Annotated in this window: 18 protein-coding genes and 1 pseudogene; 13 read left to right on the top strand and 6 right to left on the bottom strand. The window is 61.9% G+C overall.

From position 1 onward, the window contains the following. Positions 1-9: 9 nt before the first annotated feature. From ACFC3J_RS04685 to ACFC3J_RS04675, 3 genes are all read right to left on the bottom strand, one after another. Positions 10-798 carry an SDR family NAD(P)-dependent oxidoreductase gene (locus ACFC3J_RS04685; RefSeq protein WP_375195043.1) on the bottom strand — a complete coding sequence of 263 codons (789 nt, stop codon included), beginning with the start codon at positions 796-798 and terminating at the stop codon, positions 10-12. Next, positions 798-1,559 carry an SDR family NAD(P)-dependent oxidoreductase gene (locus ACFC3J_RS04680; protein ID WP_375195042.1) on the bottom strand — a complete coding sequence of 254 codons (762 nt, stop codon included), beginning with the start codon at positions 1,557-1,559 and terminating at the stop codon, positions 798-800. Before ACFC3J_RS04680 ends, ACFC3J_RS04685 begins: the two co-directional genes overlap by 1 nt. Positions 1,560-1,642: 83 nt before the next feature. Further along, positions 1,643-2,311, bottom strand: a complete 669-nt coding sequence (locus tag ACFC3J_RS04675) for a TetR/AcrR family transcriptional regulator (RefSeq protein ID WP_375195041.1) — start codon at positions 2,309-2,311, stop codon at positions 1,643-1,645. 134 nt (positions 2,312-2,445) lie between these two features. On the opposite strand from ACFC3J_RS04675, the gene ACFC3J_RS04670 reads away from it, so the two are divergent. The 5 genes from ACFC3J_RS04670 to ACFC3J_RS04650 all read left to right on the top strand — a co-directional run bounded on the left by ACFC3J_RS04670 (position 2,446) and on the right by ACFC3J_RS04650 (position 9,311). Next, positions 2,446-3,765, top strand: a complete 1,320-nt coding sequence (locus tag ACFC3J_RS04670) for an SRPBCC family protein (RefSeq protein ID WP_375195040.1) — start codon at positions 2,446-2,448, stop codon at positions 3,763-3,765. An 88-nt stretch (positions 3,766-3,853) separates the two neighbouring features. Continuing rightward, positions 3,854-4,864, top strand: a complete 1,011-nt coding sequence (locus ACFC3J_RS04665; protein ID WP_375195039.1) for an NADP-dependent oxidoreductase — start codon at positions 3,854-3,856, stop codon at positions 4,862-4,864. Positions 4,865-5,149: 285 nt separating this feature from the next. Next, entirely contained in the window at positions 5,150-7,441 is a 2,292-nt protein-coding gene (locus tag ACFC3J_RS04660; RefSeq protein ID WP_375195038.1) for a TonB-dependent receptor, read from the top strand. 39 nt (positions 7,442-7,480) lie between these two features. Beyond that, positions 7,481-8,548 (top strand): nuclear transport factor 2 family protein, encoded by a 1,068-nt coding sequence (locus ACFC3J_RS04655; RefSeq protein ID WP_375195037.1) that lies wholly within the window; start codon positions 7,481-7,483, stop codon positions 8,546-8,548. Positions 8,549-8,564: 16 nt separating this feature from the next. Further along, positions 8,565-9,311: an SDR family oxidoreductase gene (locus ACFC3J_RS04650; RefSeq protein WP_375195036.1), complete on the top strand. Its 747-nt coding sequence runs from the start codon at positions 8,565-8,567 to the stop codon at positions 9,309-9,311. A gap of 6 nt (positions 9,312-9,317) precedes the next feature. Here ACFC3J_RS04650 and ACFC3J_RS04645 read toward each other — a convergent pair whose 3' ends face one another. Further along, positions 9,318-9,944: a TetR/AcrR family transcriptional regulator gene (locus ACFC3J_RS04645; protein ID WP_375195035.1), complete on the bottom strand. Its 627-nt coding sequence runs from the start codon at positions 9,942-9,944 to the stop codon at positions 9,318-9,320. Between the two features lie 118 nt (positions 9,945-10,062). Here ACFC3J_RS04645 and ACFC3J_RS04640 point away from each other — a divergent pair, with 118 nt between their 5' ends. Both ACFC3J_RS04640 and ACFC3J_RS04635 read left to right on the top strand, forming a co-directional pair. After that, the gene (locus ACFC3J_RS04640; protein ID WP_375195034.1) at positions 10,063-10,530 is read left to right on the top strand and encodes a nuclear transport factor 2 family protein; all 468 of its coding nucleotides are present in this window, start codon (positions 10,063-10,065) and stop codon (positions 10,528-10,530) included. Further along, a complete protein-coding gene (locus ACFC3J_RS04635; protein ID WP_375195033.1) occupies positions 10,520-11,845 on the top strand; it encodes an SRPBCC family protein in 1,326 nt (441 codons plus the stop codon). The genes ACFC3J_RS04640 and ACFC3J_RS04635 overlap by 11 nt, the downstream gene beginning before the upstream one ends. Positions 11,846-11,896: 51 nt before the next feature. Here the strand turns inward: ACFC3J_RS04635 and ACFC3J_RS04630 are convergent, their stop codons facing one another. Next, on the bottom strand, positions 11,897-14,386 hold the full coding sequence (locus ACFC3J_RS04630; protein WP_375195032.1) for a TonB-dependent receptor: 2,490 nt from the start codon (positions 14,384-14,386) through the stop codon (positions 11,897-11,899). Positions 14,387-14,594: 208 nt separating this feature from the next. Between ACFC3J_RS04630 and ACFC3J_RS04625 the strand changes: the two genes are divergently transcribed. Continuing rightward, complete coding sequence (locus ACFC3J_RS04625) at positions 14,595-15,146, top strand: nuclear transport factor 2 family protein (protein ID WP_375195031.1); 552 nt, start codon at positions 14,595-14,597, stop codon at positions 15,144-15,146. Positions 15,147-15,184: 38 nt separating this feature from the next. On the opposite strand, the gene ACFC3J_RS04620 is transcribed toward ACFC3J_RS04625, so the two are convergent. Beyond that, positions 15,185-16,603, bottom strand: a complete 1,419-nt coding sequence (locus ACFC3J_RS04620; RefSeq protein ID WP_375195030.1) for an SRPBCC family protein — start codon at positions 16,601-16,603, stop codon at positions 15,185-15,187. 212 nt (positions 16,604-16,815) lie between these two features. Between ACFC3J_RS04620 and ACFC3J_RS04615 the strand changes: the two genes are divergently transcribed. The 5 genes and pseudogenes from ACFC3J_RS04615 to ACFC3J_RS04595 all read left to right on the top strand — a co-directional run. Continuing rightward, a complete protein-coding gene (locus tag ACFC3J_RS04615) occupies positions 16,816-17,994 on the top strand; it encodes an aromatic ring-hydroxylating dioxygenase subunit alpha (protein WP_375195029.1) in 1,179 nt (392 codons plus the stop codon). Between the two features lie 21 nt (positions 17,995-18,015). Next, entirely contained in the window at positions 18,016-19,065 is a 1,050-nt protein-coding gene (locus tag ACFC3J_RS04610) for an NADP-dependent oxidoreductase (RefSeq protein WP_375195028.1), read from the top strand. Continuing rightward, the gene (locus ACFC3J_RS04605; protein ID WP_375195027.1) at positions 19,062-20,243 is read left to right on the top strand and encodes an acyl-CoA dehydrogenase family protein; all 1,182 of its coding nucleotides are present in this window, start codon (positions 19,062-19,064) and stop codon (positions 20,241-20,243) included. The genes ACFC3J_RS04610 and ACFC3J_RS04605 overlap by 4 nt, the downstream gene beginning before the upstream one ends. A 25-nt stretch (positions 20,244-20,268) precedes the next feature. Further along, positions 20,269-21,030, top strand: a complete 762-nt coding sequence (locus ACFC3J_RS04600; protein ID WP_375195026.1) for a 3-hydroxyacyl-CoA dehydrogenase — start codon at positions 20,269-20,271, stop codon at positions 21,028-21,030. Then, positions 21,027-21,246 (top strand): annotated as a pseudogene (locus ACFC3J_RS04595) (phosphotransferase family protein); the annotation flags it as partial. The gene ACFC3J_RS04600 and the pseudogene ACFC3J_RS04595, both read left to right, overlap by 4 nt.

Genomic DNA, 21,246 nt, shown 5'->3' with positions numbered 1-21,246 from the left:
CAGGTGCCGTCAGCGCGCCGCATCCGCGACCGAAGCCGCAATATCGGCAGGCGAAGGATTGCACCGCAAGGTCAGGCCGCCATTCACCTGCAAATTCTGGCCGGTCATGAAACATTCGTCGCTCGCCAGCCAGACGCAACCCGCTGCAATATCCTCTGCTGTGCCATAGCGGCCCAGCGGATAGCCCTTGAGAAACGCGTCCATCAACCCCGGCACGGCCTGCGCGTCGGCCGTCATCGGGGTCTCGGTCACGCCCGGAGAGATGCTGTTGACGCGGATCCCGCGCTCGCCGAACTGGTTGGCAACGCTGCGCACCAGATGATCGGCCCCCGCCTTGGTCGCCATATAGGCGTCATGGTCGTGGAACAGGATGGTGGCTGTCGCGGAACTGATCTGGATGATCGACCCGCCCCGATCGGACATGACGGGGATCAGCGCCTGAAAGAACTGGAATGGCCCGCGCAACTGCAGCGCATACATCCGGTCCAGATCCTCGCCGCTCGTCTCCAGAAAGGGCTTGAGCAACCCCCAGCCGGTCGCGTTGACGGCAATGTCGATCCCGCCCAGCCCGTCGACTGCAACGTCGACCATCGCCCGGATCGACGCCTGGTCGGCAAAGTCGCAATCCACAGCCACGCCGCCAATCTCGCCCGCCAATTCCTCCAGCACATCGCGATGCCGCCCGGCAACCACGACTTGTGCGCCCTCCGCGGCGAAGCGGCGGGCGATCGCCTGCCCCATATTGCCCCGCCCAGCCGCACCGACGACCAGCGCCCGCTTGCCTGCGAGCCGCCCCATCAGACGAATTCGTCGGGGCGCGGCGTGCGGCGCAGCGATTGCCCAGCGGTCACATCGATCACCTGCCCGGTGACGAGCGCCTCGTCGCTCGCCAGCCAGAGCGCGCAATTGGCGACGTCCTCGACCGTGGCGAAGCGGCCAAGCGGTATTTCCTTCAGGAACGCGCGCGTCACCGCCTCCACCGCGAAATAGCCTGCCGTCATCGCGCTTTTGGTGAAACCCGGCGCTATGGCGTTCACCCGGATGTTGCGCTCCCCCAGCTCATTGGCGGCGACGCGAACCAGTGCATCGGCGCCGCCCTTTGATCCCGCATAGGCGGACAGACCCGGCGCCTGCACCAGCACCGTGAGCGAGGAAGCGGTGATGATCGAACCGCCCTGCGCCATGGCGAGCGCCATCTGCTTGATGAACAGGGCAGTGCCCACGAAATGCACGTCAGCCGCCTGACGGAAAGTCTCGGCGCTGGTTTCGATCAGCGGCCCGCCCGATTCGACGCCCGCATAGTTGACGGCAATATCCAGCCGTCCGAAATGGTCGAGCGCCGCTTTCGCCAGCGCTGCCAGATCCTCCTCGACGGTAATGTCGCAGGCGACCGCAACGCCCCCCACATCCCGCGCCACGGCTTCCACCGCTTCCTTCCGCCGGGCAGCGAGAACCAGCTTCGCCCCTTCCTGCACAAAGCGCCGCGCAGTGGCCGCCCCCATGCTCTCTGCATTGGACGCGCCCAATATGACGGCGACCTTTCCTTCCAGACGGCCCATATCCACTCCTTGACGCTTGTGTCGTGCAGAGGAGATTAGCGGCAGAGCCGGTTTCGCCAAACTCGACTTTCTATGAGGGTGCCTCAGTCCTGCGCGCCCAGCCCCAGAAAGCCCGCGCTGAAGAAGGGCACCATCCGATCGATCATCGCGTCCAGATCGCCGGACCTGAGCAGCCCGTCCGATTGCCGGTCGAGCATCCCGCTTTCCACCAATATGTGCGTCGTCGCGGCCTGGTAGAAGAAAAAGCCCCATTGCACGTCGAGCCGCGCCATCTCCGGATGGATGGCGGACAGCGCTTCGACGAAGGATGAAATCAGCCGGTCATAATGCTGGCGAAAGGGCGAGACATATTCCTCCTCCTGCGGATGGTTGGCGACGAAAGCGAGCAGGCGGATATAGTTTTTCCAGCCCGGCCCGCCGCGCATGGAGCGTTCCGCGATCGGGCTTATGAGCGCACGGATGACGGCCTCCCTGCGAACCCGGCGGCTGCCCTCAACCTGCAAGGCCGCCTCGAGTGCGGCCTCTATACTGCCGGCATGCTCCTCCGCCCGCCGTTCGATCACCGCACCGAAGAGGCTTTCCTTCGATCCGAAATGATAGTGGGACAGCGCCAGCTGCACGCCCGCATCGGCCGCGATCTCACGCAGGCTAACGCCGTAGAAGCCGCGCCAGGAAAACAGCATCTCCGCGGAATCAAGTATCCGGGCTGCCGTTTCCGGCGCTCGCCGCCGATCAACCTTCACCTGTGCCATGCGTCTAGGAACCTATCACTTTTAGCAGATCAGCGCCCACGGACCCTCTCCCCGCGTGATGCAGATATTGACTCTTCTCCAGCATAGCGCAAGATTTGGTCGGTCGTTCAAGCAAAAATCAGCCGGAGAGGGCTATGACGGGTGAACAACTGATGCACCGCCAGGTTGCGGACTATGACGCGCCGGTGCGCGGCGATCCGATCACCGGCGAGCGCTATTATGCAAAGCGCTGGGCCGATGCGGAATGGGACAAGGTCTGGACCAAGGTCTGGCACATCGGCGGCATGGCGGCGGACCTCATCGATGCCGGCGATTTCCTGACCCACAATATCGGCCGCGAGTCGGTCGTGATGCTGAAACAGGAGGATGGCTCCGTCCGCGCCTTCTACAATGCCTGCCTGCATCGCGGCTATCGCCTCGCCTGGACGGAAATTGGCGGCGCCCCCCAACTGGTGTGCGGCTATCATGGCTGGCGCTACAATCCCGACGGCATGCTCGCCCATGTGCAGGATCCCGAAGATTTCGCGGGCGGCTCCCCTTGCGGCAAGCATCGCCTGACCGAAATCGCCTGCGAGGTCTGGGGCGGCTTCGTCTGGTTCAACATGGACAAGGATGCACCGCCGCTGCGCGAATGGTTGGGCGAGAAGGTCGCCAGCCATCTGGAACAGTGGCAGATGGACAAGATGACGCGCGTCTATGCCGTGGTCTCGGATGTGCCCTGCAACTGGAAGATCATCCGCGACAATTTCAACGAAAGCTATCATCTGCCGACGCTGCATCCGCAGATTTCGACGGTGATCAATGACGATCATACCGACTGCGTCTTCCACATCTATGCGGATACCGGCCATAATATGATGCGGATGAAGGGGTTGCAGCCCTCGGCCCGCTACGACACGCGCAACAAGCTCGACATTCCGCTGGCTCAGGCGCTGGAATATTGGGATCTCGATCCCAACGATTATGGCGACACCGCCATGGACGCCCGCGAAGCCATCATCCGCCAGAAGCGGACACTGGGCGCAGCCAAGGGCTATGCCCATTATCCTGCGATGGGCGACGAAGAAATCGTCGATTATTTCCATTTCACCCTCTGGCCCAACATCACCTTTACCATGTGGCCCGACGGGGTGCAGGTGCTCCGATCCGAACCCCACCCGACCGATCCGGAACGCTGTCTGTTCGATCACTGGTTCGTTGCGCACCCGATCGGAGACAGCGACATGGTTATCGGTCCCAACGGTCCCACCGCCTTCGAACCGATGGACCGCGAACATATCGTCTTTGGCGAAAAGACGCTGGGCGAGGTCGCCGATCAGGATCTTTCGGTCGCCATCGGCCAGCAGCTGGGCCTGCATTCGCAGGGCTTTCGCGGCGGCATCCTCGCCAATCAGGAAAAGCGCGTGCAGTTTTTCCATGAAAAGCTGAACGACGTCTGCGGCATCCACGATTGACGGGTTTCTCCTCTTGCTTTTGCCAGTGTGCCAGGGGGTGCCTCTTGGGCCAACTGGCACCATAGCCACCATGCCGGGAAAAGCAGCCATGACCGTCAATCGCCGTTTCGTGCTTGCGCAAAGGCCGTCGGGCCTGCCCACCGCATCGGACTTCCGCCTGACCGAAGAACCGGCTCCGGAAATTGGGGAAGGCGAGTTCCTGATCCGCAACCATTATGCCTCGATCGACCCGGCCATTCGCGGCTGGCTCGATCCCGGCGGCAACTATATGCCGCCTGTCCCGATCGGCGATGCCGTCCGCGCCTCCACCATTGGCGTGGTAGAGAGCAGCCGGTGCGACGGCTTCGCGCCCGGCGACTGGGTGATGGGCCTCAACAAGATCGAGACTCATTCGATCGGACGGCGGGATGGCTTCACCCACGGAATCGACGTCAGCGCCGTCCCCTCCCCGACGGCCTATCTTTCGGTCGCGGGAGCGGTAGGCCTGACCGCCTGGTTCGGCGTCAACGATCTGATGCAGCCAGGGCAGGACGACACGCTGCTGATCAGCGGCGCGGCCGGCGCGGTAGGATCGCTGGTCGGCCAGCTCGCCAAACTCCGCGGCGCCCGCGTCGTCGGCATTGCGGGCGGCCCAGCCAAATGCGCTCGCCTCATCGATCGCTATGGCTTCGATGCCGCCATCGATTATCGGGGAAAGGATGTCGCGGCGCTGAGCGCCGACATCGCCTCCGCCTGTCCGGACGGTGTGAACTTCGTCTATGAAAATGTCGGCGGTACGTGTCTCGACGCGGCGTTGCTTAATCTGGCGACTGGCGCCCAGATCATCCTGTGCGGCCTGATCTCCGAATATAATGGAGAGGCTGCTGGCGCGCGCAATCTCTGGCAGTTACTGGTCAGGACGGCGACGATGCGGGGATATCTGCTGACCCAATTCCTGCACAAATTTCCCGAAGGCACTCGCGCCATGATCGATCTCGTCGCCCAGGGAAAGCTGGTTTACGATGAGCATGTCGAACAGGGGATCGACAATGCGCTGCCGGCCCTGCTTCGGCTGTTCCAGGGCACGAATGAAGGCAAGATGATCCTGAAGCTCATCTGACGCGTGCTTTTTCGATAGCCTCTCTATGGCTACTGCATCATGCCGCCGCTCGACCGGCAGGGACGCGAGGCGCAGGCACTGATCGCCGGCGCCCGATCACCGCACGGACACTCCCCCTGATGCGGCAGGTGAGCGCGTCCTGCTGGCTTTACCTGTCACAAACAAGAGTTGGGAAAGGCATGCAATGCGATAAACAGGCATTTGTGCTTGTTTTATGGCCGAAAGCGAGAAGCGGAGCGCCCAGCGTGAACGGGCGTCCGCATATCATGCCCAGGGGAGGAAAAGATGAAGGGATTTGCCTGTTTGTGGGCCGGAGCGTCGGTCATCGCCCTGCTGCCCGGAAGCGCGCTCGCGCAGACGGAACCGCAGGCGAGCGGCATTGCCGACATCGTCGTCACGGCGCAGAAGCGTGCGGAAAATATGCAGAATGTGCCGATTTCCGTATCGGCCGTGGCGGGCGAGCAACTCGCCAACATGCAGGTAACGACGCTTCAGGCATTGCAGGGGTCCGTCCCCAATGTGCAGATCGACAATTTCGCCAACACCCCCAATAATGCAGTCTTCACCATTCGCGGGATCGGCGTGATAGAGCCGGACCCCTATGCGGGGAATACCGTGTCGATCGTCGTCGACGGCGTCCCGCAATTCTTCAGCATGGGTGCGCTGCTCGACATGTATGATGTGGAGCGGGTGGAAATATTGCGCGGTCCGCAGGGCACCCTGTTCGGCGCGAACACGACCGGCGGCGTGGTGAATGTCGTAACGAAGCAGCCGTCCGGGGAATTTGGCGGCTATCTGAAGGCCATGGTCGGCAACTGGAACCGCTTCGACATTTCCGGCGCTGTCGAGGCGCCGATCGTGCGGGATCTGCTGTCGATCAAGATTGCGGGCATACACACCCAACGCAAGGGCTGGGTCACCAACGTCTATGACGGGTCCGATATGGGGTCGAAGAATATCGACGCGGTGCGCGGCCAGTTGCTGTTCACGCCCGCGCCGAATGTGAAGATGACGCTTCAGGGCGAATATGTCGCGGCTCGCAACGGCGCCCCGATCGTCGTTAACGGCGCGCTGCCGGGCGAAGCCAATTATGTCGCGCCGGGCGTCAACTATAATGGCAGCGTCCTGCCCATGTATCCAAGCCCGTGCCTGCCGGCGGGCAGCCGGTGCAAGGCACCGGGCAAATATTATTCGGGCAATAATGAAGTGCCCGACACTTCCAACATGAACACCTATTTCGGTATCCTCACGACCGAATTCAGCGATACTCCGCTGGGGGACATCACCAGCATCACCGGTTACAAAAAGTTCAATCTGTTCGAATATACCGATCAGGACGGATCGCCCAAGACCAACAATGCCACCCGCCGCCGCACCGAAGGCTGGCAGTTCAGCCAGGAACTGCGCTCCGCCTTCAAGCTCAATGATGCGATTACCGGCGTTGCGGGCGTATTCTACCTTAAGACCCATTATGACCATTATCAAATGTATCATCTGGACTTCGCCGCGCCCGGTCTCGCCCAATATAATACGCAGGATCAGGGCACCGAATCCATATCTGCCTTCCTCCAGAGCTACTTTCAGGTCACTGACCGGCTGAAGCTGCAAGGCGGCATCCGCGTCACCCATGACCGGATCAGGGCGCGTTCGACGCTCGACTATGCGATGAACCTGCCGCCGCTCACCTCCGACGATTTCGCGGTTGCGCCGGGCATTGGCGACCTCGACAACGTGCCCCACCAGATCGACACCGGCGGGCGCAAAAGCTGGAACAATGTCGGCTGGAAGCTGGGCGCCGATTATGAAATCGGGCCGAACCAGATGATCTATGCCAGCTGGGCGCGCGGCTTCAAGTCGGGCGGCTTCACCGGCCGCATCGGCGTGGTGCAGGACGGCGACACCCCCTATGGCCCGGAAAAGGTCGACACGTTCGAGGCGGGCGTCAAGGCGGACCTGCTCGACCGGCGGCTACGGGTGAACCTCGCAGCCTTCTACACCAATTATCGCGACATGCAGGTGGCGCAGATCTATTTCGACAGCGCGACCAATGTGCAGGGCAACCGCATCCTCAATGCGGCCAAGGCCGAGATCAAGGGCTTCGAGCTGGAAGTGCAGGCCGTCCCGGTCGATGGCCTGACGCTGCGCGGGTCGCTCGGTTATCTGGACACGAAATATAAGGAGTTCCTCTATTTCGATCCGGTGAGTACGACCATCTATGACCTGAAGGGCGAGGCGCTGCAAAACGCGCCCAAATGGGCCGCGACGACGGGCGCCAATTACACGCTGAACCTGCCGGGCGGATCGAAGATCGTCGCCGACGTCAGCTATCAATATATGTCGAAGAAATATTATACCGCGATCCTCAACACCCCTCGCTCGGAAATCCAGCCGACCCATTATGTTGACGCGCTATTGACATGGTATGCGCCGGGTGACCGGTTCCAGATCGGCCTCTGGGGCAAGAACCTGTTCGACAAGCGCTATATCTCCACCTCCTATGACTCGCCCGGCTATGCCGCGATCGTCGGCTATGCCCCGCCGCGGCAATATGGCGCATCCGTCACCTACAATTTCTGATAAGGAGCGCGAGCGGGGGTCAGCGGCTATGCTGCCCCCATGCCCGCGAATTCGCCTATGGCCGCAGAGCTGCTGATTGCCCATGACCAGATCGGCAACGCGCTTGCCCGGCACAGCCGCGGCGTGGACCGCGCCCATGCCGCGCTGATCGCGAGCGCCTATCATCCCGGCGCGACGGTCGATTATGGCTTTTTCCGCGGCAAGGCCTCGGCGCTCGCCACGACGCTGGCCGATGCGATGACAGCCGCTCCACCGACCCTGCACCGCACCGCTCCGCCAATGCTCCGTATCGAGGGCGACCGGGCCGTCAGCGAAGCCTATGTCGTCGCCTATGCACAGGAGCCGGGTGTGCAGCGGCTGATCTTCGGCCGCTATCTCGACCGGCTGGAACGACGCGAGGGCGAATGGCGGATCACCCATCGCCATTATGTGATGGACGGCAACGTCAACCGTGCCGACGCCTCCCTGCCTGCTTCGCTTCCGCTGACGCCCGACCATTTCGTCCCCAGCGGCGCGAAGGGATCGGCCGACACCGCCCTTGCCCTGCTCGCCCGTCACCATGCCGCTTCCCTCGCCGCCCAAGGAGCCACGCCCATGACGCCCGATGCCGCCGCGCTGGACCAGGCCGTTTCGCGCCTTGCCATCCATGATCTCGTCATGACCTATTGCCGCGGCGTCGACCGCGCCGATGCGGATCTGCTGGCCTCGATCTTCTGGGAGGACGGCAGCGTCGTTTCCGGCATCGTCAACGGATCGGGCGCCGACTTTGCCAAGGGCGTCACCGATTATTGCCGCGCCAATCTGGATTATTGCTTCCATTCGGTCGCCAATGAATGGATCGAGGTGAAGGGCGACCATGGCGTGGGCGAACATTATGTCCTCGCCCATCTGTCGGCGGGCGGGCAGGATGTGATGACCGGGGGGCGCTATCTCGATCGCTATGAGCGGCGCGGCGGCACCTGGAAGATCGCCAGCCGCACCTTCGTAGCCGACTGGAACACCGCCCATCCGGCCAGCATGGCGCTCGACGGCATGTACGAGCCGCTGAAGACGCGCGGCGCTTTCGGGCAGGACGATCCGGTCTATGCTCATTGGGCGTCGCTATAATCAGGAGAGGAAGGTCATGGGAAAGCTGGACGGCAAGGTTGCCATCATCACGGGGGGCGCTTCCGGCCTGGGCGCGGCCGACGCCCGGCTGCTGGCGGCGGAGGGCGCGAAGGTCGTCATCACCGACATTCAGGACGCGCCGGGCGAAGCGCTGGCGGCGGAACTGTCTGGCAGCCTTTATCTTCACCATGACGTGCGCAGCGAGGCGGAGTGGGACAGGGTGGTTGCCGCCACCGTTGAGCGCTTCGGCCGCCTCGACATATTGGTCAACAATGCCGGTCTGGTCCGCTTCGCGACGGTCGAGGATCTGAGCTATGCCGACTACAAGATCCAGATCGACGTCATGCTGGACGGCACTTTCCTGGGTTGCAAGGCGGCGATCCCACATATGAGCCGCGACGGTTCCGGATCGATCATCAACATGGCCTCGATCGGCGGCATGAAGGGAATGAGCGTCATTCCCGCCTATGCCGGGGCGAAGGGCGGCATCATCGCGATGACCCGCAGCATCGCGGTGCATTGTCAGGAACAGGGCTATAACATCCGGGTCAATTCGATCGCGCCGGGCAGCATCGTAACGCCCATGACCGCTCAGGCGCTGGCCGAACTGCCCGCCGATTCCGCTGGACTGAAGCAGAGTGCGGCCCATGGCATGGGCCAGCCCATCGATATTGCGAACATGGTCCTGTATCTCGCCTGCCAGGACGGCCGCCACATCACCGGCACGAACATCGTCATCGATAATGGGGAGACGATGCGCTGAGGCTCCTCAACTTCCCGCGTCGCGCTGGTGGTAGAGGTCGATGACGATCTTCTCCACCAGCGCCAGCACATTGTCGCGCCGCTGGCCCGGCATGGTGGACATCAGCAGCAGCCCCAGATGCGTCGCGGCAACGAAATCGCTCGCGACCTGAAGCCTGTCCTCATTCCCCTCCCATTGCGGGAAGGAACCGGCGACCTCCTGCGTCCATACCCGGTCATAACGCACCGCGCCCGGCACGAAGCAGTCGCGCAGTTCCGCGTCCGTCCGCGCCGCCACCAGCAGCTCCAGATAGGCGGCATAATCGCGGCTCTGCACGCTGTCCCAATACATGGCGGTCGCCTGTTGCGGCTGATCGTCGACGATCGTCGCGCTTGCCCGAAAGTCGCTCAGAAAGCGGGCGATGCGCCGGTCCACCACATGGTCGATGACGGCCGACACCAGATCGCTTTTGGTCGGAAAATGATGCTGGAGCGCACCCCGCGACACCCCCGCCGCCTCCGCCAGCGCCAACACCGAGAAACCCGCATAGCCCCGCTCGACCAGCCAGTCGACGGCCGCCTCCAATATGCGCTCGCGCATCAGGGCGCTCTTGCGACTTTGCCAGCTTTCCGGGGCGGTTTCCTTGTCAGCCATGTCTGCTCCCCTAGCAAAAAGCACAGCATGGCGAACAGCCGGGAAATTCATACAAGCAGTTGTGCTTGTTTTAGCGCGACGAGTCGGCATCCAGCCCGGCACAGACAGGAGAGACGCCATGAACCCGGATATTCAGGCATTGCACGACCGCTTTGCCCTACAGGATCTGCTTACCGCCTATTGCTATGCGGTCGACCGGCTCGAGGATGTCGAGGGCCTCGTCAGCCTCTTCACCCCTGACGCCGATTATGATCTGAGCGCTATCGGCCTGCTCAGGACGAAAGGGCATGAGGGCATCCGCGCCTTCTTCACCCGCGTCTTTGCCGACATGGCCCATCACGCCCATTACAGCGCCAATTTCACCGTCCAGCGGCTCGATGGCGACGCCGCATCGACCCGCGCCTATGTGACCGGCATGGGTATCGCCAGGGATGGCAACTGCGTCACCGTCCATGTCGATTATTATCTGGACTGCGTGCGCACCGCGCAGGGCTGGAAAATTGCCCGCTTTTATGAAGAACCGCTGCTGCCCATGCCCGGATCGCTGGGCGAAATCCATGGCCGGGAGGAAAACCATGCCGCCTGAAGCCCCCTACCCCACCTCTCCCCTGGCTGCGGCCCCAGCGGCCCGCGGCGACGCCATTACCGGCGACCGCTATCACAGCCGCGACTTTGCGGCCCGTGAATGGGAGCATATGTGGAAGCGCATCTGGCATGTGGGCGGCCGCACCGCGCAGCTGGAGGATGCGGGCGACTTCATCGTCCACAATTTCGCCCATGAATCGGTGATGATGGTGAAACAGGAGGATGGGTCGATCCGCGCCTTCTTCAACGTCTGTCAGCATCGCGGCAACCGGCTGGTAACGGTCAGCGAAGGCGGGGTCGCGGGCAGCTTCGCCTGCACCTATCACGGCTGGAAATGGGGCATCGACGGCGCCCTTCAGCATGTGCAGGACCCAGAGGATTTTCCGCAAGGCAATCCCTGCGGCAAGCTGCGCCTGTCTGAACTGCCATGCGAGACATGGGGCGGCTTCATCTGGTTCAGCTTCGATCGCAACGCCCGCGCGCTACGTGATCATCTGGCGCCCGTTCCTGACCTGCTCGCCAATCGCGACCTCGCCAACTGGGCGCGGGTGGTGTGGCGGCGGCTGCGCGTCAACACCAACTGGAAATTCGCGTCGGACAATTTCAACGAGGCCTATCATATCCCCGCGGTCCATCCGCAATTCATGCCGATCATCGACGATCATTATGCGAACACGGTGTTCGAAATGTATCCGGCCGGTCACAACCGGATGATCGAGAAGTTCCAGCCATCGAGCCGCTATCCCGACGCCCAGCAGGTAAAACCGCTCTGGGCCGAGATATTGAAGGAATGGGAGATTGATCCCGCCGCCTATGAAGGCCGCGCCCAGTCCGCCCGCGAAGCCTTGCAGGAGGCGCGGCGGCGACTGGGGCCGGCGCGCGGCCATGCGCATTTCGCAGCCATGACCGACTGGGAACTGACAGACCAGTTTCACCACACGCTCTTTCCCAATGTTACGCTGACCGGGACGCCGGAAGGGCTGCATTTCTTCCGCACAGAACCGGATGCGGAGGACCCCAACTGGTCGACCTTCGACTATTGGTACATGGTTCCGAAGATCGAGGGCGCGGACGCGGTGGCCACGCTCTACGGCATGCGCCCCTATGAAGAGGCCGCGTTCGAGGACGGCGATTTCAGCGACTATCAGGCGACGATCGCACAGGGGGATTTCCTGAGTCAGGATCTGTCACTGGCGGTGACGCAGCAGCAGGGCCTGCGATCCATTGGATTTGCCGACGCCTATCTGGCGGGGCAGGAAACGCGGGTCCGGCGCTTCCATGAGGTGCTGAACGATTATCTTGAGGGCCGACGATGAAAAGGGGGGAGGACGCCCGCCATGGGCATCCTCCCCCTCCTCTGCCCCCCGTCAGAATTTGGTCGAGAGCTGGACCATGACCGTCCGCGGCAATGTGCCAAAGCCGAGCTGGTCGGCGTGAGCCGGGGTCACGCCGCCCGATGCGCCGCCGGTTGACGGTCCATCGACCACACCGGTTACATAGAAGCGATTGGTGAGATTCTTGCCGATCACCGCGACCTGCCAGCGCTCATCCTCGGAACCGACGCGAATGCCCGCGTCCAGCGTCGCATATTTGCTCTGCCGCGAGTCCGGATTGCCGAAGCCCGACGCCAGATAGGAGGAGCTGTACCGGACATCCGCATTGATGCCGAACATCAGGCCATTGCCGATTGCATGGTCATAGGAAGCGCCCAGAGTGCCGGTCCATTTGGGCGCGACGGAAAGCGTCTTGCCGTTCAGGTTCTGGCGTACGCCGCCGCCCGGCAACACGATGTTGCAGCCCTCCGCCTGGCTCTGGCCCGCATAGCAAGGCGCTTGCGGGAAATTGGTGTAGCTCGCCTTGTTATAGTTGATCGATCCATGGATATTCAGCCCCTCGACGGCGCGGGGCGCAAATTCGAACTCCAGCTCCGCCCCCTTGGTCCGCGCATCGGCGGTGAGCGTCTGGAAAGCGAAGATGGGCGAATTGAAGAAGTCGACCTGCAAATCCTTATATTTATAGCTGTAAAGACCAAGGTTCAGACGCAACTGACGGTCGGCCAGCGTCGTCTTTATACCGCCTTCAAAGCCCCGCGCACGCTCCGGATCGAAGGTCAGATCGCTCAGTGGATCGGTCGAGAATTTCGAATTGATGCCCCCGTTGGAGAAACCGCCCGATTTGTAGGCGGTTTTATAGGCGCCGTAGACCAAGATGTCCTGCGTCGGTTTCCATGTGATGGACGCTTCAGGCGACCAGTTGTTGAAGCTCTGGTTGGCGAAGATTTCTCCCAGGCCGTCGGGATCATTCTGGTCGCGGAAAATCCCCTGCACCAGCACATTATTATAGGGTTGGGTGAAGAAGCTGTCCTTGGTTTCATGGGTATAGCGCACGCCGCCTGCAAGTTCGACGGTCGGGATCACCTTCCATGTCACCTGACCGAACAGGGCCTTGGTCTCGCCATCGGTATAGCTGGTCTTGGTCGTCGCCAGATAGCGGTTGGCGGCCGACTGGCTGCTGTCTTCGACCCCGGCAAACATGATGAACTGGTCGAAGTCGCGCTTGGTCTTCTGGTAGAGGCCGCCGACCATCAGGTTGATCGGCCCGTCAAAGGTCGTGAGCGCGCGCAATTCGGACGAAAAAGCGTGATAGGTTGAATTTTCCGTCGCCCAGGTGCCGGCTGCACTCGACTGGAAATCGCAGGCGCAGGCCCAGCGGTTATTGTTCCAGTTATAATTGGTAACCGACGTCAGCGTCACATCATCCAGCTCATAGGCAATATTCGCTGTCAGAGCATAGCTTTTATAGCGATTATAAAGCTGTCCATCCGACTTCGAAAAGGGAAAATTGGCGGCGATATCGGTAGGAATATTATTTTGATGGGTAACGAAATCCTTTTCGCACGCATAGCCGTTCAGCTGACTGAACCCGGAAGGGCAGCTATAGGCGACATAGTTCCAGCTGCTGTTGTTGACCTTGTTATAGGCGCCCGATGCCTTGAAGGTCGCGGTCAACCGGTCGGTCGGCTCCCATTTCAGCGTGATGCGGCCCAGCAGCTCCTTTTCGCCCGGCGCTTCGCTCGACGCAGGGGTCGCATTATGGCCCTCCAGCGAATTGTCGACGACGTCGAAGGTCGTATAGGTCACCGGATCGGCGATGTTGCGATAATAACCGCCCCACATTTTGGAAGCGCGAACCGCGACGCGGATACCCAGCGTGTCGGTCAACGGGCCGGACCCGACCAATTCGAGCTGCGCCTGCTCGGCCTTGAACTCATAGCCTGCACGGGCCTTGAACTCGACCGTGTCTGTCGGATCGGCGCTGGTCAGCGAAATCACGCCCGCGGTCGCATTCTTGCCGAAGAACAGCGCCTGCGGCCCTTTCAGTATTTCCACCCGTCCAAGGTCGAAAAAGCCTTCGTTGATGATGCGACCCTGGCCGTAGTAGACGCCGTCGACGACCACTGCGACCGACTGTTCGATGCCGATCGAGGTCGAGGAGGAACCAATGCCCCGCAGGGTCAGCTGCGCACCAGATCCGTTGGAGGCGCGGCCGACATTCAGATTGGGCGTGCGCGCCGCGATCTTCTCGATGGAGGTCAGGTCCTGACGCTGCACCATTTCAGACGAGATGGCGGTGACGGCGACGGGAACGTCCTGCACGCTTTCCGCCCTTTTACGCGCCGTGACGACGATGTCCTGAATCCCTCCCGCGGTCGCCTGGGGCTCCTGTGGTACAGCGTCCTGCGCCAGGGCCGGAGCGGTGGCCAGGATGCCGACAAGGATGGCAGCGCTTCGCAACAATTCGCGCTTAACGGCATTGTTCTGCATGTTATCCTCACCCGAGAATGGCCGTTTGGCCATAGTTGCTCTTTTATGCGCGCCAGCTTTTTCTGTCCGCGTCTGTGATTTATGCCTTTGAAATGGATCAGCGTCACCCTGTCAAAAGATGCAGGTCCATCGGTCTTGCGGCCGCACAGATGCTATTTCTGGAACTTCTCATAGTGTGCCGAAGGTCAGGGAAGCCGGCAGAAAGAAATATGGTATCTGCTATTCTTGGGAGAAGGAAGCCATGGACATCGAACGGGAATTGCGCGACCTCGTCGCTCGCCGGGAAATTCTGAAGGCAATTCATGCCTATATGCGCGGACAGGACCGGCTGGACCCCGCGCTTCAGATCTCCGCCTTTCACGCCGATGCCGATGTCGATTGCGGCCTGCTGCGCGGCGGGCCGCAGGCCTATACCGATTTCGCGCAAGGGCTGCTGTCCCAGATGAAGGCGAGCCAGCATCTTGTCGGGCAGGTCGATCTCTCCATCGATATAGAGGCAGGGACGGCGAGCGGAGAAGTCTATTTCTTGGCCTGGCACCGCGTCGAAGGCGGGAGCGCACTGGGCGAAGCGGGCGATCTGCTGATGGCGGGCCGCTATATCGACGATTATGCGCTGAAGGACGGCAAATGGGCGATACAGCGCCGCCGCGAACTGATCGACTGGGCACGGCAGGACCCGGCAACCGACGCCATTTTGCACGAGCAGACGATGATCCACCTTTCCGGGCGCAAGGGGAAGGACTTCAGCCAGACCCGCGACTGGACGTCCGGGATTTCAGGGCGGGAGCAGTAGGCCGGAAATGGGCCGGAGCTGACGCTCCGTTCCCTCCCTCAAAGCTCGCCGTTCACATATTTCATCAGCGTATTCTGGAACTGGCGGATCTGGATTTCCTGATAGTTGGCCAGTTCGACCTTGCCGTTCTTGCTCGATTTGAGGCCACGCTGAACGAAGGGCAGATTGGCCATATCCTGTTCGAACACATCGCCCAGAATGCCCAGTTCCGGCGCCTCTGTCCATTTCTGGTCGACGCCCAGGAAATGCATCTTCGGCGCCCGTGGCGGTTCCTGCCCCGGCGGCACACGGGTGATGATCCGAACTTCCATCAGGCAATGATCGACATCGCCCCATGGCCGCCAGCGATAAACGATATTGGGCTGGAACCCACCCCAGGGCGACCAGTTGGGAAAGACATTGTAGAGGATAGCGTCCATCATCTCTGCGTCGGAAGCGAAGCTGACGTCATGGCCGAACATCTTGGTCGTGGTGGCGCGCAGACTTTCGCCCAGCGCCTCCCGCGCCGTCTTGCCGTCGGGCACGCGGACATTATAGCCGCCCTCCGGTGCTTCGTCCCCTTCATAATTGTCGGAAGAACGGCCATTATATTTGACGAACTCGTCGACGATCCATTGCTGCGACTTGCCCTGCGGGTCGATATGCGGCGACATGGTGCCGAAGGGCGTCACCGTCAGGTTCACATAGTCGCCATAGATATTATACATGGAATTGGCGTCGCCGGTGAACGGCAGCAATTGCGGATGGGTGACGACCGTGTGCCAGCTTTCCATGAAAGCCTCCATCACCACCTTCCAGTTTGCGTTGCACACCTTGCCGACCCAGATGGCGGTGGCACATTCCTCATGTTTCCAGCGCTTGAAATGCTCCGGCATGGGCGCGAGAAATTCTTCGAGAGTCGGGCCGTCCTGCGCTTCCCGCAGGAAGATATAGCCGCCCCAGCGCCCGACCGACACCTCCGGCAGCGCCATGTCCTTGTCCTTAAGGTGCGGAAAATCCCAACGGCAAGGGATGGTCTTCATGCTGCCGTCATTGTTCCAGGTAAAGCCATGGAAAGGACATTGCAGCGTGGAGGACCAGCCGGCTTCCGTCTTCAACTGCCGCCCACGATGCAGGCAGACATTATAGAAGCCCTTGATCGACCCGTCATCCTGCCGCACCAGCAGGAAGGATTTGTCCGCATTGTCATAAACGACATGATCGCCGGGTTCGGGCATTTCCTCCTCGCGGGCGGCGAACTGCCAGGTGCGCGGCCACATCTTCTCCTTTTCCAGCTCGAAAAAGGCGGGATCGGTGTAGCGCGATGCCGGTATCGGCTCCGACCCCAGATTCTCATATTCGTCGCGATAGAGAAATTCGGGCACCGGATTGCTGTCCGCCGCCATGAGATCGCGCACCGACGTTCCCGGACAACGGGGCAGCGGCTCGCCCTTGATGCGCGGATCACTTTCAGCCATCACTTGCTCCTGATCGTCTCTTTTGCCGCAGATGGTAGCGCATGGCGCAGCCCTCGGCGACCTGTTCGATATGGCAGGCTGAAGAGGAGGACGGGGCCGGGCAACTAGCCAAATTCACAGAAAATCGCCCGACCTATGACGATGGACAGTTTCCGTGCGGCCCCGCTTCCCGATAGCTTGCACGCATAAGGACAAAAGGCAGAGGTTTGCACATGGGCTATTATGACACGCTTGGGGCAGAAGCGGCGAAAATGCTGGAATATGTCGAGACCGGGACGACCGACAGCGCCGAATCGACCATGGAAGTGCCCGCCTCCGCCTATACCGACACGGGCTATTTCGACCGGGAGATGGAGACGATCTTCCTGAAGTTGCCCCTGCTGGCCGCGCTGTCGGCGGAAATCCCGCGCCCCGGCGACTTCAAGGCGATGGACCTGATGGGCAAGCCCATCCTCGTCACCCGCAAGAGCGATGGCGGGGTGGCGGCGATGATGAACGTCTGCGCCCATCGCGGCATGATCCTCCAGCCCGAAGGTCACGGGAACAAGAAGCGCTTTTCCTGCCCCTATCATGCCTGGACCTATGCCAATGACGGCAAACTGATCGGCGTCGCGGACCCCGGAAAGTTCGGCCCGATCTGCAAGGAGGAACGCGGTTTAACCACCCTGCCCTGCGTCGAAGCGGCGGGGATTGTCTGGGTCTGCCTGACGCCGGGCGCGCAGATCAACATCGAAAAGCATCTGGGCGGCATGATGGAGGATCTGGCCGCCCACAACCTGGAGAAATGGCATTTTTGCGGGTCGCGCCGAATCTATGGTCCCAACTGGAAGATCGCCTATGACGGCTATCTGGAGGGCTATCATTTCGCCGCCGCCCATCCTGAAACCATCCATCCGCGCAGCTTCAGCAACATCATGCATTTTACGGCTTTCGGCCCGCATATGCGCGTCGGCTATCCGCAGGTGGCGATCAAGGAGAAGCTGACCGCCTCCCCCCGCGACAGCTGGGGGCAGATTGAAAATACCGGCTATGATTTCGTTCGCACCATCTTTCCCAACGTCTCGATCTTCTTCGCGCCGGAAATCACGCAGGTCGCGCAACTGATCCCGGGGCCCACGCCGCATCAGAACACGACCAACCTGCTGTTCATCCGCCGCGATCCGCCCCGTGACGAGGCCGACGCCGCCGCGATCGAGGGCATGATGGACTGGCTGCGCGATGTTGTGGACAAGGAGGATTATGGCGTGGGGCTTCAGGTTCAGAAGGGCCTCGCATCAGGCGCGATCAAGTCCGTCATCTTCGGCCGCAACGAACGCGGCAACCAGTTTTTCCACAAATATGTGAACCATCTGGTTTCCGGCGAAACCGGCTCCGAGCCGCCCGTCCTCTAATTAGTCAAAGGGCCTGACCTCATGAAGAACCGCCGCATAGTGCTCGCGTCACGCCCCACCGGCGTGCCGGTGCCGGACAATTTCTCCCTGATCGAACAGGATATCGCGCCGCTGAAGGACGGCGAGGTACTGACCGAAAATCTGGTCTTTGCCATCGATCCGGCGGTGCGCGGGATGCTGGACGAGAAGGAGGACAGCTATCTGCCCGCCGTGCCGCTGGGCGGGCTGATCCCGACCATGGTGCTGGGCCGGGTGATCGAGTCCCGCAATCCCAGTTTCAAGCCCGGCGATTATGCCCGCGGCTTTATCGGTTGGGAGGAGCATAGCGTCATCCCCGCCGATAATTTCGCCATGGAAAATGTCCATGTCGACCCCAGCGTGCCGCTGACCGCCTATATGGGTGCCCTCGGCTGGTCGGGGATCACCGCCTATGTCGGCCTCGAACGCATTGGCGAGATGAAGTCCGGCGACACTGTTGTCGTCAGCGCCGCGGCGGGTGCGGTCGGCAGCGTCGCGGGCCAGATCGCGAAGCTGCGCGGCTGCCGCGCAGTGGGCATAGCCAGCACGGACAAGGTGGCCGAAGTCACGGGCTTGCTCGGCATGGACGCTGCCGTCGATTACAAGACCGCGCCGGACCTCTCCGCCGCGATCCGCGAGGCCTGCCTGGGCAAGGGCGCCGACGTCTATTTCGATAATGTCGGCGGCCTGATCCTCGACACGATGATGCCGCTTATGGCCGACTTCGGCCGCATCGTCGTGTGCGGCATGGTGGCCGACTATAACCAAGGCAGGGACGTCTATGCCTTCCGCAATCTGTGGCAGATACTGGTTCACCGCGTCACCATGCGCGGTTTCCTTGCCTATGAGCATCTCGACATGCTGGAGGAAGCAGAGGCGGCGCTGACGGACTGGGTCAAGTCAGGCCAGCTCAAGGCGACGGAAAATGTCGCTACCGGCATTGAAAGCACGCCGGACGCCTTCATCCGCCTGATGGCAGGCCAGACCAAGGGCAAGACCATCGTGCGGCTGAAGGATGATATTTCCACGCTCGCGGATCTGGAGCTGGCATGAGCGGCATCGGCATGGAGAAGGCGGCCGCAATCGCCGACCGGGTCGAAGCGTTCGTACGGGACGTGGTCATTCCCTATGAGAAGGACGCCCGGATCGAGGTGCATGGCCATGGCCCGAGCGAAGAGCTGGTCATGGAGATGCGCGCCAAGGCACGCGAAGCCGGCGTACTGACCCCGCACATCCTGCCCGACGGCAGCCATTTGAACCAGCGCGAGACGGCGTTGGTGCTTATCCGGTCGGGCCTATCACCGCTGGGGCCGCTCGCCTGCAACACCATGGCCCCTGATGAGGGCAATATGTATCTGCTGGGCAAGGTGGGCACGCCCGAACAGAAGGTCCGCTTCCTGGATCCACTGGTGCGGGGCGAGGCGCGGTCGGCCTTCTTCATGACCGAACCGGCGACCGACGGCGGCGCCGGGTCCGACCCCTCGATGATGCAGACTCTCTGCCATCAGGACGGCGACCATTGGGTCATCAACGGGCGCAAAGCCTTCATTACCGGCGCGCAAGGCGCAAAAGTCGGGATCGTCATGGCGAAATCCCAGGATGGCGCCTGCATGTTCCTGGTCGACCTGCCCGACCCCGCCATCCGCATCGAACGAGTGCTGGAGACGATCGACAGTTCCATGCCCGGCGGCCATTCGGTCGTCGCCATCGACAATTTGCGCGTGCCCGCCAGCCAGATGCTGGGGGCGAGCGGCGAAGGCTTCCAATATGCGCAGATACGTCTGTCGCCTGCCCGCCTGTCGCACTGCATGCGCTGGCTGGGCGGAGCGATCCGGTCGCAGGAGATCGCCAGCGCCTATGCCTGCAAGCGCCAAGCCTTCGGCAAGCCGCTGGTGGATCATGAGGGCGTCGGCTTCATGCTGGCGGAAAACATGATCGACCTGAAGCAGGCCGAGCTGATGATCGACTGGTGCGCGAGCGTGTTGGATACCGGATCGCTGGGCACGGCGGAAAGCTCGATGGCCAAGGTCGCCGTCAGCGAAGCGCTGATGCGGGTCGCGGACAAGTGCGTGCAGGTGATGGGCGGCACCGGCGTATCGGGCGACACTGTCGTCGAGCAGATCTTCCGGGAGGTTCGCGCCTTCCGCATCTATGACGGCCCGACCGAGGTGCACAAATGGAGCCTCGCCAAGAAGATCAAGCGCGATTTCCTCAAGGCGGCCGGGGCCTGATCCCCAATATTTTTACGGAGAGACCATGAATATCGAAGGTTTGGCAGCGATCGTTACCGGCGGCGCGTCGGGCCTCGGCGGAGCGACCGCCGAGCGACTGGCGGCGCGCGGCGCGAAGGTCGCGATCCTCGACCTCAACAGCGATCAGGGCGAAGCGCAGGCGGCAAGGCTGAACGGCCTGTTCGTCCGCACCGACGTCACCAGCGAAGAACAGGTCGAAGCCGCGCTGGATAGGGCGGAGGCGGCGCATGGAACCGCCCGCATCCTCGTCAACTGCGCCGGGATCGCGCCGCCAGCCAAAGTCATCGGCCGCAACGGCAAGGCCGTGCCGCTCGCCGATTTCGCGAAGATCATCAACATCAACCTGATCGGCACCTTCAACATGCTGTCCAAATTCGCCGCCCGCCTGCATTTGGCCGAGCCGGTGGGCGAGGAGCGCGGCGTCGTCATCAACACCGCCAGCGTGGCGGCGTTTGAAGGGCAGATCGGCCAGGCCGCCTATGCCGCGTCCAAGGCAGGCGTTGCAGGCATGGCCCTGCCGGTGGCGCGCGAATTCGCCCGCTACGGCATCCGCGTCATGACCATAGCGCCGGGCATTTTCTGGACTCCCATGCTTGCGGGACTGCCGCAGGAGGCGCAGGATTCGCTAGGACAGCAGGTCCCCTTTCCCAGCCGCCTCGGCAAACCCGAGGAATATGCCGCGCTGGTCGAGAGCATCGTCACCAACCCGATGCTGAACGGCGAAGTCATACGTCTGGACGGCGCAATCCGCATGGCGCCGAAATGAGCACGGCGCAGGACGCCAATTCGGGCACCTCCCCCGTCCGCGAAGGCTATGCCTTTGACGAAGCGGCGCTGGCGGGCTGGATGCAGACCCATGTGCCCGGCTTTGCCGGGCCGCTGACGGTCGAACAGTTCAAGGGCGGCCAGTCCAACCCGACCTACAAGCTTTTCACGCCAGACAAGGTCTATATGATGCGTCACAAGCCGCCCGACAAGCTCC

The organism is Sphingobium sp. (assembly GCF_041987595.1).
Classification (GTDB): Bacteria; Pseudomonadota; Alphaproteobacteria; order Sphingomonadales; family Sphingomonadaceae; genus Sphingobium.
This window is presented reverse-complemented; position numbering and strand designations above follow the sequence as displayed.